Here is a 15,012-nt window from a genome sequence, read left to right on the forward strand (position 1 = left end):
CGATCTCGCAAGGAAATGTTGCCTGCCGTTTGGCAAATCAGAGGAGGAGCGCGTGAAGCAGCCGATGAGAAACGATTTTCACCCCACGGAAGCCGAGATTGCTCGCCTGAGAGATCGTGCGCAGTACATTCGGTTGGAGACAATCCGGCTAATCGAGATCGCCAAGGTGGGGCACTACACCTCGGTTTTTTCAGCCGCCGAGATATTCGCCGCTCTCTATTATGACGTGATGCGGTTGTCGCCCGATCCGAAATGGCCAGATCGCGACCGGTTTCTGATGGGTAAGGGCCACGCAGCGGTCGGCCTGTTCCCCATTCTCGCGGAGCTTGGCTACATCCCAAGCGAGGTGCTTGACGGCTATACTCGCCTCGGCAACCCACTCGGCGACCATCCCGACATGCGTAAGGTACCCGGCGTCGATTTCTCTTCCGGCTCCATCGGCCACGCCTTGTCAAACGGCCTGGGCATGGCGCTCAACGGCCGCCGTCAGGGTCGCGACTTTACCACCTTCGTCATGCTCGGCGACGGCGAGATGCAGGAAGGCCAGGTCTGGGAGGCCGCGATCGGTGCCGCCCATCACAAGCTCTCCCGTCTCGTCGCAATCATCGACCGTAATGGCTATCAGCTCGATGGCGCAGTGGATGACGTCATGGGCATCGAACCGCTGGATGAGAAATGGCGCGCCTTTGGCTGGGAAGTGCATGTCGCCGACGGCCATGACATCGCTGGGCTGACCTCGCTGCTGCGCCGCGTCAAGTCCGATGCTTCTCGCGACAAGCCCTGCTGCATCATCGCCCGCACCCTCAAGGGCAAAGGGGTTTCCTACATGGAAACCGAGCCGGGCTGGCATCTCGGCTACCTCGATCCGTCCGACGCCGACGCCGCCCGTCAAGAAATTCTTTCCAAGGTGATCTGAGATGAACATTGCCAATCTGCGGCCAAATTCACCCAATTCCTGGCATTATCGCGAACTGAACATGAAGAATCCCGGCCTGGACCACCTGTCCGACGGGCTGATCTCGCTCGTAGAAGAGGGCCATGACGTTGTCGCCGGCTCAGCTGACCTGCAATATTCCAACGGCCTCAACCGCTTTGCCGCGCGTTTCCCAGATCGCTATTTCAGCTTCGGTATTTCTGAACAGAACATGGTGTCGGCTGCGGCAGGCATCGCTACCACAGGTACCATGCCCTATGTCGCGACCTTCGCCTCTTTCCTCGGTCTGTTGACCTGCGAACAGATCCGCATGGACGTCGCTTATTGCGCTCTGCCCGTGCGCCTGATCGGCCATCACACTGGTATTTCAATGGGGTTCTACGGCACCTCCCATCATGCGACCGAAGACATCGGCACGATGCGCTCGATCGCCGATCTGACTGTTGTTTCGACCGCTGACGGCCCGCAGCTCGAAGCGGCAATCCGTGCCTCGACCGATCATGACCGCCCGATCTATTTCCGCACAGGGCGTGGACGTGAGCCCGATCTGTACGACGCCAAAACCGAATTCGTGTTCGGCAAGGCGATTGAGCATGCGCAGGGCGAAGAACTGACGATCATCGCCTGCGGCCTGCCAGTCCATCCCTCGGTGCAGGTCGCACAAAAACTGAGGGCCGAAGGCCGCAGCGTCGGCGTCATTGACATGGCGACGATCAAACCGCTCGACCACGACGCCATCCTCGCCGCTGCCGCACGCTCGAAGGTCATCCTGACCATCGAGGAGCACAACATTCTCGGCGGTCTGGGCGCAGCCGTTGCCGAAGTCCTTGCAGAAGCAGGAAGCCCAGCGCGGCTCGTGCGCCACGGCATTCGCGATGAATACGCGCTGATTGCCCCGCCGTCTCATCTTTACGCCCATTACCGGCTCGACCAAGCCGGCATCGAATCGGTTGTCCGCGACATCATCTGCTGATTGCCGTGGTCGCGCGCCGGGAGGGCGCGCGATCCTTTACATCGAACTTCAAAAGAGGGAGAGAGACCATGAGGTTCCTGAAATCCGCATCCCGCATGCTATGCATGGCGGCCCTTGGGCTGGCCGCGACGACGGCCATTGCCGCCGACAAGCATGAAATCTACACTTTACTGCCGAACTCGGCGCTGTCGGGTGTCATCGATCCCGCCATGGCGGATCGCTCTGCGATCGAGAAGGCGCTGCCAAGCACCACGCGAGACCCCTCCAAGAAACTCGTCATCGGCTGGACAGAAATCACGCTTGGCAACCCGTGGTTCGTCAGCGTCGTCGATTCAGCAAAAGCCAAGGCGAACGAATTTGGCTACGTACTCGATGTTCAGGTCGCCGATGGCGATCCGGCCAAGACCTCGGCCCAGATCGATGCCTTCATCGCCAAGAAGGTCGATGTCATCGTCATGGATCCGACCGATCTCGCCGCTGCGGCAGCCGATGCCCAGCGTGCCGTCGATGCTGGCATCCCGGTGATTGCGCTCGGCACCGTGCCGGATGACAGCCCGATTGTTACTACAGTGCTCTTCAACCCGTATGGCAATGGTTTCGAGGCTGGCCGTTTCGTCGCGCAGCATTATGGAGCGGATACCCCGATCACCGCGGCGGCGATCCTCGGCACCGTCGGCAATTCCACATCGGAAAGCCGCGTCAACGGCATGATCACCGGCATCATCTATGAGCGGTCACAACAGCTTGGCCTGAAACTTACCAAGGAAGACGCGATGCTCGCGGGCTTCAAGAAGTTTCAGGAACTCAAGACCGGCGGCTCCTTCGATTATCCGGAGGTGAAGTTCAACGTCACTGCAATGGGTGTCGGTCTCTGGACCGAGGAAGGCGGTCTTAATGCGGCCGAAGACATACTGACAGCGCATTCGTCCAAGCTCGACTTGATCCTCGCAGAAAATGATTTCATGGGCATGGGTGCGTTGCGGGCGCTGGAAAACCAGGGCCTCAAGGGCAAGATCGCCGTCGCTAATGCGGCGGACGGTTTCCGCACAGCACTCGATCTAGTGAAATCGGGCGACATGCTCGTCACCGGCCTATGCTCAGGTTCGCATACCGGTGAAGGCGTCGTGACGCTTATAAACCAGATCTTCGACAAAGGTTTCGACGCCAACAACCTACCGCTTGGCTCGTACTATCCCTCGCAGATAGTGACGCAGAAGAATGCCGACGAATTCATTGATCCCGACACCGCCAATCCCTTCTTCCGCTACACCGTTCCGCCCTTCAAGACGATCAGCGAACTGAAAGGCTGAGCCCATGTGACCCGGCGGGCCCTTCTTCAGGCCCGCCTCTATCGCAAAGGAGGATGAGATGGACCGATTGAACATGCGGGAAATTTCCAAGGAATTCGGCGGCATCGCCGCTTTGAACAGCGCGCGATTTTCCGCTCGTGCCGGGGAAATCCATGCACTGATGGGCGAAAACGGCGCGGGAAAATCGACCCTGATGAAGATCCTCGCAGGCGCTTATACTCATGACGACGGCGAAATTTGCATCGACGGCGCTCCTGTAAGCATTGCCAGTCCTCAGGACGCGATCCGCAAGGGCATTTCCATTATTTATCAGGAATTTTCGCTCGCGCTCCATCTGAGCGTGGCTGAAAACATTTTCATCGAAAGGCTGGGACATGGCCTGTTCGTCGATCGCAACGCCATGCGTCGCCGCGCAGGTGAACTCCTTGCTGGCATGGGCTTTGACGACATCAATTCCGATGAGATCGTTGGCAATCTCACCGTCGCCCACCAGCAGGTGGTCGAGATCTGCAAAGCGCTTTCGCGAGAATGCTCGATCCTCGTACTCGACGAACCCACCGCCGTTCTCACCAACCATGAAACGGAAAAACTCTTCAAGCTGGTGCGGCGTCTGCGCGAAAGCGGCGTCTGTGTCATCTATATCTCTCATCGTCTCGACGAGATTTTCAGCCTTTGCGACCGCGTTACGGTGCTGAAAGATGGCGCGAGCGTTGGCACCTGGGAGATCACCGCCCTCGACCACAAAAGCCTCGTCAATCTAATGATTGGCCGCGAACTCAAGGATTTTTTTCCCGCAAGGCAGGCGACGCTGGGCGCCGTCACCCTCGACGTCGAGGCGCTGGAAACAGGTCCGCTGGTTTCCAACATCAGCTTCCAGCTCCGGCGCGGCGAAGTATTGGGCATTGGCGGCCTCGTCGGCGCAGGTCGCAGCGAAGTCTTGCGGGCAATTTTCGGGGCAGACCCGCTCGCTTCCGGCACGATCCGCCTAAACGGCAAGCCGCTTCGCATCCGTAAACCCGGTGAAGCCGTGCAAGCAGGAATTGGGCTGCTTCCGGAAGACCGCAAACATCAGGGTTGCCTTCTCGACTTGCCGATCCTCACCAATGCGATGATGACACCGGTCAACCCCCATCTCGGGCCCTTCGGCTTGCTGCGTGACAGACACGAACGCACGGCGACGGAAAGCTTACGCAAACAGCTTAACCTCAAGGCTGCTAGCATCGACGCTGAGGCAGGCACCCTGTCCGGCGGCAATCAACAGAAGGTTGCGCTGATGAAATGGCTCGTTTCCGGCTGCGAGGTGCTGCTACTCGACGAGCCGACCCGTGGCGTCGATGTCGGAGCGAAGGTCGAGATTTACCGTGTCATCAACGAACTGGCGGCCAACGGCGCCGCCATCATCATGGTCTCCTCGGAAATGCTTGAGTTGATCGGCATGTGCGACCGCGTGCTGGTCATGCGCGCCGGAAGGATTGCTGGCGAATTATCCGGCGCCAACATCACCGAGGAAGCCATCATCGAACTTGCTATGGGGCGCGAGAATGTCCACTAACCCAAAGGCCGCGAGCCTCGTTTCCATTCTGATAAATTACAACATCTACATCATGCTGGTGGCGCTTATCGTCGTTTCCAGTGTGCTTTCGGAACACTTCCTGACTTTGCAAAATATCTTCAACTTGTTGCGGCAACTTGCTCCACTTTCCCTTGTCGCGATCGGAATGCTGCTGGTGATCCTGACCGGTGGCATCGATCTCTCGGTCGGTTCGGTCGCTGCAATCGGCGGCATGGGGGTCGCCATGTTCATGCCGGCGTTGCCCTTCGATGGCGGCATTGCACTTGTTCTCTGTGTGATCGGCGCTACCCTGTTCGGCGGTTTGCTCGGCGCGATCAACGGTGTACTCGTGGCCGGTTTTGGCATGGCCTCATTTGTGGCGACACTTGCGATGATGACCATGGCCCGCGGCCTCGCCTATATGCTGTCAAACGGCCAGCCGGTCCGATTCCCACGGGAGCTGCCGACCGCACAAATTCTAACTGAATTCGGCAGCAAGGGCATGCCGGGCATCGGCCTACCCTGGCCGGTTCTGGCCGTGCTGTTGGTCATCGCGCTCTTCATCTTCCTCTTGCGGCGCACCAATTGGGGGCGTCTCACGATCGCGACGGGCAGCAATGAGAACGCAGTGCGTCTCGCCGGCCTTCCTGTCTGGCGTTACAAGTTCCTTGCCTTCACGCTGTGTGGTGCACTTTCCGCACTTGCCGGCATCTTCGTGACGGCGCGCACGGCGGTGGGAACGCCGGTCACCGGTATCGGCCTGGAACTTGACGCCATCGCCGCCTGCGTCATCGGTGGGGCGCTTCTTTCGGGCGGCAAGGGAACGATCGTTAATACAATGATTGGGGTCCTTATCCTCGGGCTGATCGGCAATATCATGAACCTGATGAGCGTTCCCGCCTATCCACAACAGATCATCAAGGGCGTAATCATTATCCTGGCGGTGCTGATGCAGGGTATTAGTGCAAATGCGAGACGACGCGTCTGACGTTTTGCGAAACAGGACGTGGCCGCATCGCGTTGCGATGCGGCCTTTTTTGTCATTTGAGGAAATCGACAAGCAGACGCACCTGCTGTTCGATCATATGGATGCCCCGATGAACATGGCAACCCTGCGCCGTGGCCGCAACCAACAACGGCGTCATGTCCGGCTGCATCACCACTTCCGCAACGATTGCCCCCTCTTCGAGCCGCTCGAGCAAGACAGGCAAAGCATCGCCGTCATGCATCCCAAGAGCTGTTCCATTGATGACAAGCGCGTAACCGGCGGGGTCCGCTGCCCCGGCCGCAATGCTTGCATGTGGAAATGCTGCGACGAGCTGTTGCGCCAAATAAGCTGCCTTTTCCATGGAACGATTGGCAATAGTCAGATCGGTCACGCCGGCCCGCAACAATGCATGTGCCACCCCGCTTGCCGCGCCGCCTGCGCCGACCAGAAGCGTACGAAGGCCTGAAGGCTCATGTCCTTGCGACCGCAGGCCGGCGACGAAACCCTCGCCATCGAACATTCCGCCAGTCAGGCTGCCATCGGCCTCACGGCGAATGATGTTGCAGGCCCCGACAAGGCTTGCTGCTCCAACTGTTCGGTCGCAGAGCACCGCGACCGCAGTTTTGTGAGGAATGGTGATGACCATGCCGGCGAGATTGTCGATCGCTTTCATGCTCGCGACCGTTTGCGTCAGCATGTCCGGACGTACATCGAGCGGAACCATGACCATGTCGATCCCTTGACGGGCACATTCGACATTAAAGAGGGCGGGCGTTCGCACATGGCGCGCGGGATGGGCCAGCAGGGGAACAAAGCGGGTTTTTCCGGAAATCATACGGTTCTTCCTCAAAAACGATCACAAGGCACTTGCGTCTCAGTAATTATCATATATCATATATCTAAACTTTTTGAGAGCAAAAATGTCCGATCCCCTTACTATTTTCGATGCGCAGCTCAAAGTCTTCGGTGCGCCGTCACGTTATATTCAGGGCCGTGGAATACTTGGCCGCATCGGTGATTTTGCCGCGCAGATCGGCGAAAGCGTCGTACTTGTGGCGGACATCCATATACTCCCCCTTGTCGAGCCGATCCTCCGTCGAACCTTCGATAACCTCGGCATGGACCTTACAGTTCTGCCCTTCCAGGGTCAGCTTGGGCTGGAAACTGCCGATCGCCTCTCCGATGCCCTTGGGCAATCGACTCCCGAGATCGTCATTGCCGCCGGAGGCGGCCGCTCCATCGACGCAGGCAAAGCACTGGCCGACAAGCGCGGGCTCAAATTGATCACCGTCCCGACGGTTGCCTCAAACGATGCGCCGACCAGCAAGAATTACGTGCTCTATGACGAGAACGACATTTTGCTCGAAGTCAGGCATCTTTCGCGGAACCCTGATTTCGTCGTTGTCGACACCGAGATTCTTGCTGGAGCGCCGCAAGCCATGTTTGCTGCCGGACTGGGTGATGCACTGTCGAAAAAAGCCGAAGCTCTCGCCTGCGCCGAAGGGCGCGGCGTCAACATGTTTGGCGCGCGTCCGACACACCTGTCCGGCGCAATCGCATCGTTATGTTACGACACGCTCGTTGAACAAGCGATTACGGCGTTTGACGCCGCCGGTACCGGCAAGCCGAACATGGCGTTCGATGCGGCGGCCGAGGCCATGGTCCTGATGGCGGGCCTGGGTTTCGAAAGCGGTGGCCTTTCGGTGCCGCATGCTCTGACCCGTGGACTGACGCATGTTCCGGGTGTTGCAGGCAAGCCGCATGGATTTCAGGTCGCCTATGGGCTCGTCGTTCACCATTGGCTTCTCGGCGAAGCGCTGCCGACTGCCCTCACCGCAATCTATCGGCATACAGGCCTGCCTCTGTGCCTTGCCGCATTGGCGGGACGCCCCATCGAGGATGGACATTTAAGAGCCGTCGCGAATGCTTCGATTGCAGTGCCGCATATGCTGAATTTTCCGCGGCCACTAACGGTCGAAGACCTCGTCGAGGCAATGCGCGCAATCGAGATAAAAGTCGCGTAACGCACCGAAACAGAAAATACAGGAGGAAAAAATGCCTATTGAAGACCCCGCGAAGGCGCTTGCCGTGGTGACAGGCGGCGGCACCGGAATCGGCCGGGCGGTCGCGGAATTGCTGGCCGATTCGGGCTACCAGGTTATCGCGCTCGGTCTCGACCAGGATGCGGATCTACGCGCCGACATCATCTTTCATCAGGTCGATCTAACCGATACCGCTGCCAGCATCGCCACTCTGCCGGAGGGACGCCCAGTTGCCTGCCTCGTCAATTGCGCCGGCATGTTGCGCCATCAGCAGGAATGGGAAACGGATGCGTTCGAGCAGGTGATGCGCGTCAACGTTACCGCCAGCTTCGCATTCGCGACCGGTTTGTTGGAACGGCTCGAGGCCGCGGTCGGCGCTGTCGTAAACGTTGCCTCGATGTGGGCAATCTTCGGCTCACCCGGTGCGCCAGCCTATACTGCGAGTAAGGGCGCTGTCGCCGCGATGACCCGATCGCAAGCCGTTGCCTGGGCCCCACGCGGGGTTCGAGTCAATTCAGTTGCACCAGGCTGGGTAGAAACGCGCATTTCCGAAAAGGCGCGGACCGACGCGGAGCGGGCCGAACGCATCGGCTCGCGCATCCCCATGGGGCGCTGGGCGCAACCCGCAGAAATCGCAACCGTCGTGCGTTTCCTGCTGTCATCCGACGCTGGATATATCACCGGCGCGATGATTCCCATCGACGGCGGTTATTCCATTTGCTGAGGAGCATGCCATGAAAGCTTGGGTTCACGACACGACCGGCAATCCCGATATCCTGCAACTGCGCGATATGCCGAAGCCACGCCCCGGGCGCGGCGAGGTGCTGATCCGAAATCAGGCAATTGGCCTCAATCCGGTTGATTGGAAGTTCATTCAATGGGGACATGATGCCTGGTCCTGGCCACATATTCCCGGCGTCGACGGGGCCGGTGAGGTGGAGGACACCGGTGAGGGCGTCAGCCATGTCGGTGTCGGCGCGCGCGTCGCCTATCATAACGACTTGCTGCGCCCAGGCTCCTTCGCCGAATACACCGTCATTCCAGCGCGTGCGGCCATTCCGTTGCCCGATAGTCTGCCCTTTGCCGCGGCCGCTGCAATTCCATGCCCCGGGCTGACCGCGCAGCAGGCAATTGACAAAGTTCCTCTCCAGCCCGGCGCTCATGTGCTCGTCACAGGCGCGTCTGGCGCGGTTGGCGGCGCGCTATTGCAATTGGCTCGTGGCAGGGGGTGGATCGTCCACGCCATCGCCTCCGCATCGCAGGCCGACCGTCTGCTTTCGCTCGGCGCAGCCACCATTACCGATTACCGCAACGACGGCTGGAAGCAAGAATGGAAGCGGCGAACAAAGTACCAGATACTGCATGCCGTCTTCGACATGGTCAGCGGCGCCCATGCCGCCAGCCTTGCACCACTGCTGACAGCCAACGGGCATCTCGTCTGCATCCAGGACCGCCAGGAAACTGCACCCCTGCCCGCCTTTACCACCACAATCTCCCTGCATGAAGTCGGTCTCAACGCCATGCACGCTCATGCCTGCGACAATCAATGGGGGCAACTCGTGGCAGCTGGATCCGTAATTGCTCGACAGATTTGCGAGGGACTGTTTGACCCTCAGCTTATCGAAGCCGTGCAATTTGATGACCTGCCCGCAGCGCTGTCGCGTCTCAAGGAAGGCCCAAACCCAGGAAACCGTGTTGCCGTCCTATGAGAAGAAATCGTTAATTTCCAGTCAAGGAAAGGCCGCACCTGCGGGCGGATCGCGTAGGTTGACGTGGTAGGTCGAATTACGATTTAAATACCACAACAACCAATGGAGGCCATTATGTCTCGTTCCGTTCATTCAACTGAGTTAGTCCTTAGTTTCCAGACGAACCCGGATTCCGTCCAGGCCGCATTTCTGCGCCGCGCCATGTCGACGCTCGAGCGGATCGCCGCGACAACCCCATCGAAGGCACTGACCGCAGCCCTTGGCGCGCCCACGGGCGCCGGAACCCTCGCACAGATCCTGAGTCATCCCGAATTTATCGGGGAGGCGGTGGCCGATCTCGACCCAATGGTACCGGCACTCGCACGCAACGTCGAGCATCGCTCGCTGCTGCTCCAGCGTGCGGGAGGTGTCCTTTCCGCTGAGGACGCTGGCAAGGTTGCCGGCATCACCCGTCAGGCGATCGACAAGCGACGTCGCAGCAAAGCGATCCTCGCCGTTCGTGAGGGAAGCGACTGGAAGTACCCGGTCTGCCAATTCCGGGACGGTGAGGTTTTGCCGGGAATTGCTGAGGTGGTTCGCGGTCTCGAAGACCATGGCCCATGGGCAACGCTCGACTTCCTCCTTGCCCCGGATAATGTGCTCGGCGACCGGTCGCCACTGGACGCCTTACGGCAGGGAGATCGCGGCGCGGTCGAGCGGCTTATCCGCGCCAATGCCAGCGAGGGCTTTGCCTGATGGCACCGTCGGCAAGAGGACCGTCCGGGACAGCGCTACCACCGCAGGATTTGCTGAAGACTGTAGAACTGCCGATCACGACCATTCAAGCCGGGCAGATTCTGCAGTGCATTCATCGGACACAGCTTGACCCGATCTTCTACGGTCCAGGCTCCGGTAATGATCCGGTCTATCATTTTGACAGCACCAGTGGCCGTTTCGGTGTGCTTTATATAGGGCATGCTTTCGCTGGCGCGTTTGCCGAGACTATTCTGCGCAATCCTCAGAGGCTGATGGTCGCCGAACGGGAGATCGCCAGTAGATCGGTGACGGAGCTCGCGAGCAAGAGGGATCTGCGCATGGTTACGATGCACGGCGCCGGTCTTCAGGTACTAGGCACCGACAACGCGATTTCGACTGGTCCTTACGAGCCGTGCGGTATATGGGCTGACGCATTGTGGGAGCATCCGGACAAGCCGGATGGAATTGCGTATCTCTCTCAACATGACCCCTGTGAGGTCTGTTTTGCAGTGTTCGAGCGCGACATCGCATTCGAGATGCATACGACACGTTCCTTAACGATCATGCAGCATGACATCGCGGCTGTGCTCGACCGCTACGGCAAATCTCTATCCACCGACCCATAGGCGTCCGCCTGGACGCCCCACATCCAACGCCCAGCCAGCTGGGATCGGTGCAGCACGATTGGCGTGATCATGGATCTTGCCCTGACGGGCTATTTTTCGGCGTACCATGCAAGCATTCCCAAGTGATCACAGTTGCTGATAGCAACCACACACGAACCTGCTGACTTGAGACGCTGACTCGCTGCGTCGAGTGCAGACATAGCTACAACAGGACCTAGACCATGCTGGCCGTCCACTTCAAGAAACGCTTCACCGCGCCAGTTATGAATACCGTTAGCGAGAGGATCGGTCACACCATTCAACACGCACTCAACAACGTGCGGCAGCCGCAGAAGGCCGTGGGACAGCACTCCTCTCATCTCGGCATCCAGATGGAAAGACGTCTGAATTTCTGAATGATTGCGCGGTATCCCAGCTTTTTGAAGAGCCGCAAGTGCAGTTTTCTCAACCTTGGCAACAGTTTGCATGTGTTGTCCTAGAACTCTGTTTTCCGATAACGGAGAGAATTTCGTAGATAGAGGGAGATTTTGGAAATTGCCTTCTCAATTCGAGTAGCAACCACTCGACAGACAAAAGCCACCGACCCAGAACTGAGAAGCATTCGCCTTGCAGCTAACTACCTTAGTCACTGGTCCCATCAGTTGTAAAAATAGGTATTTTTACATTGCTTTACGATGACTAGGAAAAATCAGACGCAAAGGCACCTGAGCGCATTTTCCCACGGATAACCTGACATGAGTCCTCCTTTCTTTTATCACTCACACCCCTCCTCGGGTGCTCAACACTTGCTGAGGCGATAAATCATATCGGATATGCTAGAGGTATTGAAGCGCAGGGCAAGCCAGTTTTTATCGCGATCTTGCAAATTTTTCAATCACCACGTTTCCATAAATTTACCCTGCCGAACTATCGATATCATCATAAGTCATTGTTATATCGTTATATTATATAAAATCAGCGGATACTCATTCTACGTGCAAAAAACGGAAAATGAAGTTTCCACATTTTGAAAAATCTCTCTATCGCTTGCTTTTCCCAGTTTTGATTAATCCAAGAAACACTGTTTACACCAATAATCCGATACGATACGGTGGCTCAAAATCTGACCTCACGATCGCGCCGAGGTATGAAGCCATGTCAGGGAGGACACATAATGGCGAAGGAAGAGGCACTCAGCACGATTGACCCTGCCACCGTGTCAGGTGATCGAGACGCTATAAGACATCCGATCGGCGACACCGTTTACAATGCGCTATTTGCCGACCTGATTGCTTTGCGTATACCACCGGGAGAGCGACTTTCAGTCGATGCTTTAGCGCGGCAGTTTGGGGTTTCACAAACCCCGATCCGGGCCGCGTTGATTAGACTTGAGTCAGATGGCTTGGTTGCACAAAAATTCAATTCTGGTTTTAGTGCTGCCGCGCTACCGGAGGGTAAGCATTTTCGCGATGTCTATCAGACACGCGATCTCCTTGAACCCGAAATGGCCGCTTTAGCCGCGATAAGAGCGACACCGGACGACATTACTTTAGTTGAAAAACTCTGCGACGAAATGGCGGAGCTTGCTGATACGAATAATCATGAAAACTTCGGACGCTTTGCCGAGCGTGACAATGCGTTTCACGCGTATATCCTTAAAATCGCGGGAAACCAGGTTGTCGCCGAAGCAATGGCGCGTCTTTATATCCACGCCAATCTATTTCGGATTCGGTATCACACAAAAATTACCACCGATGCTGTAACCGAACATAAAGCCATCCTTGAGGCGCTTCGCATGAAAGATGCTTTTGCGGCACGCAACGCGATGAGAGCTCATATCTACAATTCGCGTCTGAGGGTGGAACCATTCTTTACTGAAGAATAGCGCATTCATGTCCGACGTTATCTGGCGGCGGAATTTTATCTGGAGGAAAATATGGCACTGGATCAACTGATGTGGATCGATTCCACCAAGGTCTTTATCAACGGAGAGTGGGTGAGCCCGGCCGGAGGAGAGACCATTGCGGTTGAAAACCCATCGACGGGCGAAATTATTGGGAAAATTGCCCGCGGCACTCCTGCGGAAGTGGATGCGGCCGTTTCTGCTGCAAATGCGGCGTTAAACGGCGAATGGGGTAGAATGACTGCGACGCAGCGCGGACGCATTCTCATGAAAATGTCAGAATTAGTGCTCAAGCGAGCCGAAGAACTCGCCATGATTGAGACATTGGATGTTGGCAAGCCGCTCAATCAATCTCGAAACGACTCCATTGCACTCGCACGCTATCTCGAATTCTATGCAGGCGCGGCGGACAAGCTGATGGGAACGACCATCCCTTACCAGGATGGGTTCACCGTCTATACCTTGCGGGAGCCACATGGGGTTTGTGGGATCATCATACCGTGGAACTACCCAATGCAGATTTTGGGGCGTGGCGTTGGAGCAGCCCTTGCCGCTGGCAACACTTGCGTTCTTAAACCGGCAGAAGACGCCTCTTTGTCATCATTGGCTTTTGCGGCAATCGCGCACGAAGCTGGTTTGCCAGCGGGCGTTCTCAATGTTGTAACGGGCTATGGCGCAGATGTAGGGGCAACTCTTTCGAGCCATTCGGGAATCCAGCACATCTCCTTTACTGGCTCCGTCGGAACCGGCGTTGCCATTCAGACTGCGGCGGCGAAGAACGTCGTCCCAGTGACATTGGAACTTGGCGGAAAATCGCCACACATCGTTTTTGATGATGTCGACCTCGAAAAGGCCATGCCAGTCCTCGTGGGCGCATGCATGCAAAATGCCGGTCAGACCTGTTCAGCAGCGTCTCGTGTTCTGGTACAGCGTGGCATTTACGAGGATGTGAAGCGACGCATGATCGAGATTTACGAAGGTCTCGTGGTCGGGCCGGCCGTTGAATCGCACAATCTAGGGCCTGTTGTTTCCAAAAAGCAGAAGCAAATCGTATCTGATTTTATCGAACGTGGAAACGCCGAGCTCAACGTCGCAGCGCAGGGCAAACTACATGCCGATGCACCGGCCGAAGGAAACTACATTCTGCCAACTCTGTTTTCGGAAGTAGAGCCGGATCATGCCCTCGCACAGCAGGAAATTTTTGGTCCGGTGCAGGTCCTCATTCCCTTCGATAGTGAGGAGGACGCTTTAAGGATCGCCAATGGCACCGAATACGGTCTTGTCGCGGGCGTTTGGACTCGTGACGGCGGCCGCCAGCTGCGCATGGCGCGCAAACTGCATTCTGGCCAGGTCTTCATTAACAATTATGGAGCCGGAGGCGGTATTGAGCTGCCTTTTGGCGGTGTTGGTAAATCCGGGCATGGGCGGGAAAAAGGCTTTGAAGCCCTTTATGGCTTTACGCACGTCAAAACCGTTACCATTTCGCACGGTTAACCTTCTGGCTGAAGCCGAAGCCCGGTGAACAATACGCAGTAACATGTGCGAACGATAGAGATCCGGACAACCAAGGGCAGGATATTCCCCTGCCCTTGGTGCATCTGATTGAACCGCCTAAGCTTTAGTACAAACTACATGTAGTTGCGGTTTCGGAGTGCTAGTCAAGAATCCAAGCTATAAGTGAAGTCCGTCAGACGAGCTTTCAAAACGGGTTGAACCAACTAAACATCAAGCGTCGCCATTCAGTAAGGGATCACATAAAAGTATGATCTACTTGAAATGGCGTCTCCGAAAATACTGAGGCTACTGTGTAGTCATTGGCAGTTCCGACAGATCCCCCTTAACTCGATCGCGGTTTTTCGAGTCCTAAAGTCGGCTTTGAGAGAATGACGTAAAAGCTCTCTTTCAACTTGATCGTCGTGAAACACCTCCACGTGACCGCACGCATCGCAGATCTGGAATGTTAAAATTCCTGCGATCATGCCCCGGACGGGCATCACTGCATATCACGAATGCGCTAAGGCTCTCGACACGATGGACGCGCCCCATATCCATCAAGCGGACCAGCGCACGATAAACCTGCAAAGGTGCGTTCAAGCCCACTTGCCGGAGATTGTGGAGAATACGATATGCACTCAAGGGCCGCTCCGTCTCCTCAAGGACAAAGAGTACGAGACGTTGGTTTCGAGTAAGCTTCCTCTCCTTACAATCAACTGCTTTTACCGAAAAGACGATCCTTCAATCTGACAGAAATCACATCGGCT

General features: G+C 56.9%; 14 protein-coding genes. 12 read left to right on the plus strand and 2 right to left on the minus strand.

Going from position 1 to position 15,012, the window contains the following annotated elements; genetic code table 11:
- Window positions 1-64: 64 nt before the first annotated feature.
- From KMS41_22965 to KMS41_22985, 5 genes are all read left to right on the plus strand, one after another.
- The gene (locus KMS41_22965; GenBank protein ID QWK81192.1) at window positions 65-916 is read left to right on the plus strand and encodes a transketolase; all 852 of its coding nucleotides are present in this window, start codon (window positions 65-67) and stop codon (window positions 914-916) included.
- Window position 917: 1 nt separating this feature from the next.
- Window positions 918-1,907, plus strand: a complete 990-nt coding sequence (locus KMS41_22970; protein ID QWK80588.1) for a transketolase — start codon at window positions 918-920, stop codon at window positions 1,905-1,907.
- Between the two features lie 68 nt (window positions 1,908-1,975).
- Window positions 1,976-3,217, plus strand: a complete 1,242-nt coding sequence (locus KMS41_22975; protein QWK80589.1) for a sugar ABC transporter substrate-binding protein — start codon at window positions 1,976-1,978, stop codon at window positions 3,215-3,217.
- Window positions 3,218-3,275: 58 nt separating this feature from the next.
- Window positions 3,276-4,769 carry a sugar ABC transporter ATP-binding protein gene (locus tag KMS41_22980; protein ID QWK80590.1) on the plus strand — a complete coding sequence of 498 codons (1,494 nt, stop codon included), beginning with the start codon at window positions 3,276-3,278 and terminating at the stop codon, window positions 4,767-4,769.
- Window positions 4,759-5,757, plus strand: coding sequence for an ABC transporter permease (locus KMS41_22985; protein ID QWK80591.1), 999 nt, complete (start codon window positions 4,759-4,761; stop codon window positions 5,755-5,757). Before KMS41_22980 ends, KMS41_22985 begins: the two co-directional genes overlap by 11 nt.
- Window positions 5,758-5,809: 52 nt before the next feature.
- On the opposite strand, the gene KMS41_22990 is transcribed toward KMS41_22985, so the two are convergent.
- Window positions 5,810-6,592: a shikimate dehydrogenase gene (locus tag KMS41_22990; protein QWK80592.1), complete on the minus strand. Its 783-nt coding sequence runs from the start codon at window positions 6,590-6,592 to the stop codon at window positions 5,810-5,812.
- Between the two features lie 85 nt (window positions 6,593-6,677).
- Here KMS41_22990 and KMS41_22995 point away from each other — a divergent pair, with 85 nt between their 5' ends.
- The 5 genes from KMS41_22995 to KMS41_23015 all read left to right on the plus strand — a co-directional run bounded on the left by KMS41_22995 (window position 6,678) and on the right by KMS41_23015 (window position 10,869).
- On the plus strand, window positions 6,678-7,781 hold the full coding sequence (locus tag KMS41_22995) for a glycerol dehydrogenase (protein QWK80593.1): 1,104 nt from the start codon (window positions 6,678-6,680) through the stop codon (window positions 7,779-7,781).
- 31 nt (window positions 7,782-7,812) lie between these two features.
- Window positions 7,813-8,523 carry an SDR family oxidoreductase gene (locus KMS41_23000; protein QWK80594.1) on the plus strand — a complete coding sequence of 237 codons (711 nt, stop codon included), beginning with the start codon at window positions 7,813-7,815 and terminating at the stop codon, window positions 8,521-8,523.
- Window positions 8,524-8,533: 10 nt separating this feature from the next.
- Window positions 8,534-9,508, plus strand: coding sequence for a zinc-binding dehydrogenase (locus KMS41_23005; protein QWK80595.1), 975 nt, complete (start codon window positions 8,534-8,536; stop codon window positions 9,506-9,508).
- A 114-nt stretch (window positions 9,509-9,622) separates the two neighbouring features.
- The gene (locus KMS41_23010; GenBank protein QWK80596.1) at window positions 9,623-10,243 is read left to right on the plus strand and encodes a DNA-binding protein; all 621 of its coding nucleotides are present in this window, start codon (window positions 9,623-9,625) and stop codon (window positions 10,241-10,243) included.
- Window positions 10,240-10,869 (plus strand): RES family NAD+ phosphorylase, encoded by a 630-nt coding sequence (locus KMS41_23015; GenBank protein QWK81193.1) that lies wholly within the window; start codon window positions 10,240-10,242, stop codon window positions 10,867-10,869. Before KMS41_23010 ends, KMS41_23015 begins: the two co-directional genes overlap by 4 nt.
- A gap of 89 nt (window positions 10,870-10,958) precedes the next feature.
- Here KMS41_23015 and KMS41_23020 read toward each other — a convergent pair whose 3' ends face one another.
- Window positions 10,959-11,336: an Ldh family oxidoreductase gene (locus tag KMS41_23020; GenBank protein ID QWK80597.1), complete on the minus strand. Its 378-nt coding sequence runs from the start codon at window positions 11,334-11,336 to the stop codon at window positions 10,959-10,961.
- Window positions 11,337-12,022: 686 nt separating this feature from the next.
- Here KMS41_23020 and KMS41_23025 point away from each other — a divergent pair.
- The gene (locus KMS41_23025) at window positions 12,023-12,733 is read left to right on the plus strand and encodes a GntR family transcriptional regulator (protein QWK80598.1); all 711 of its coding nucleotides are present in this window, start codon (window positions 12,023-12,025) and stop codon (window positions 12,731-12,733) included.
- Window positions 12,734-12,784: 51 nt separating this feature from the next.
- Window positions 12,785-14,245, plus strand: coding sequence for an aldehyde dehydrogenase family protein (locus KMS41_23030; GenBank protein ID QWK80599.1), 1,461 nt, complete (start codon window positions 12,785-12,787; stop codon window positions 14,243-14,245).
- Window positions 14,246-15,012: the final 767 nt, after the last annotated feature.

Origin of the sequence: Ochrobactrum sp. BTU1 (genome assembly GCA_018798825.1) — a bacterium.
GTDB lineage: Bacteria > Pseudomonadota > Alphaproteobacteria > Rhizobiales > Rhizobiaceae > Brucella.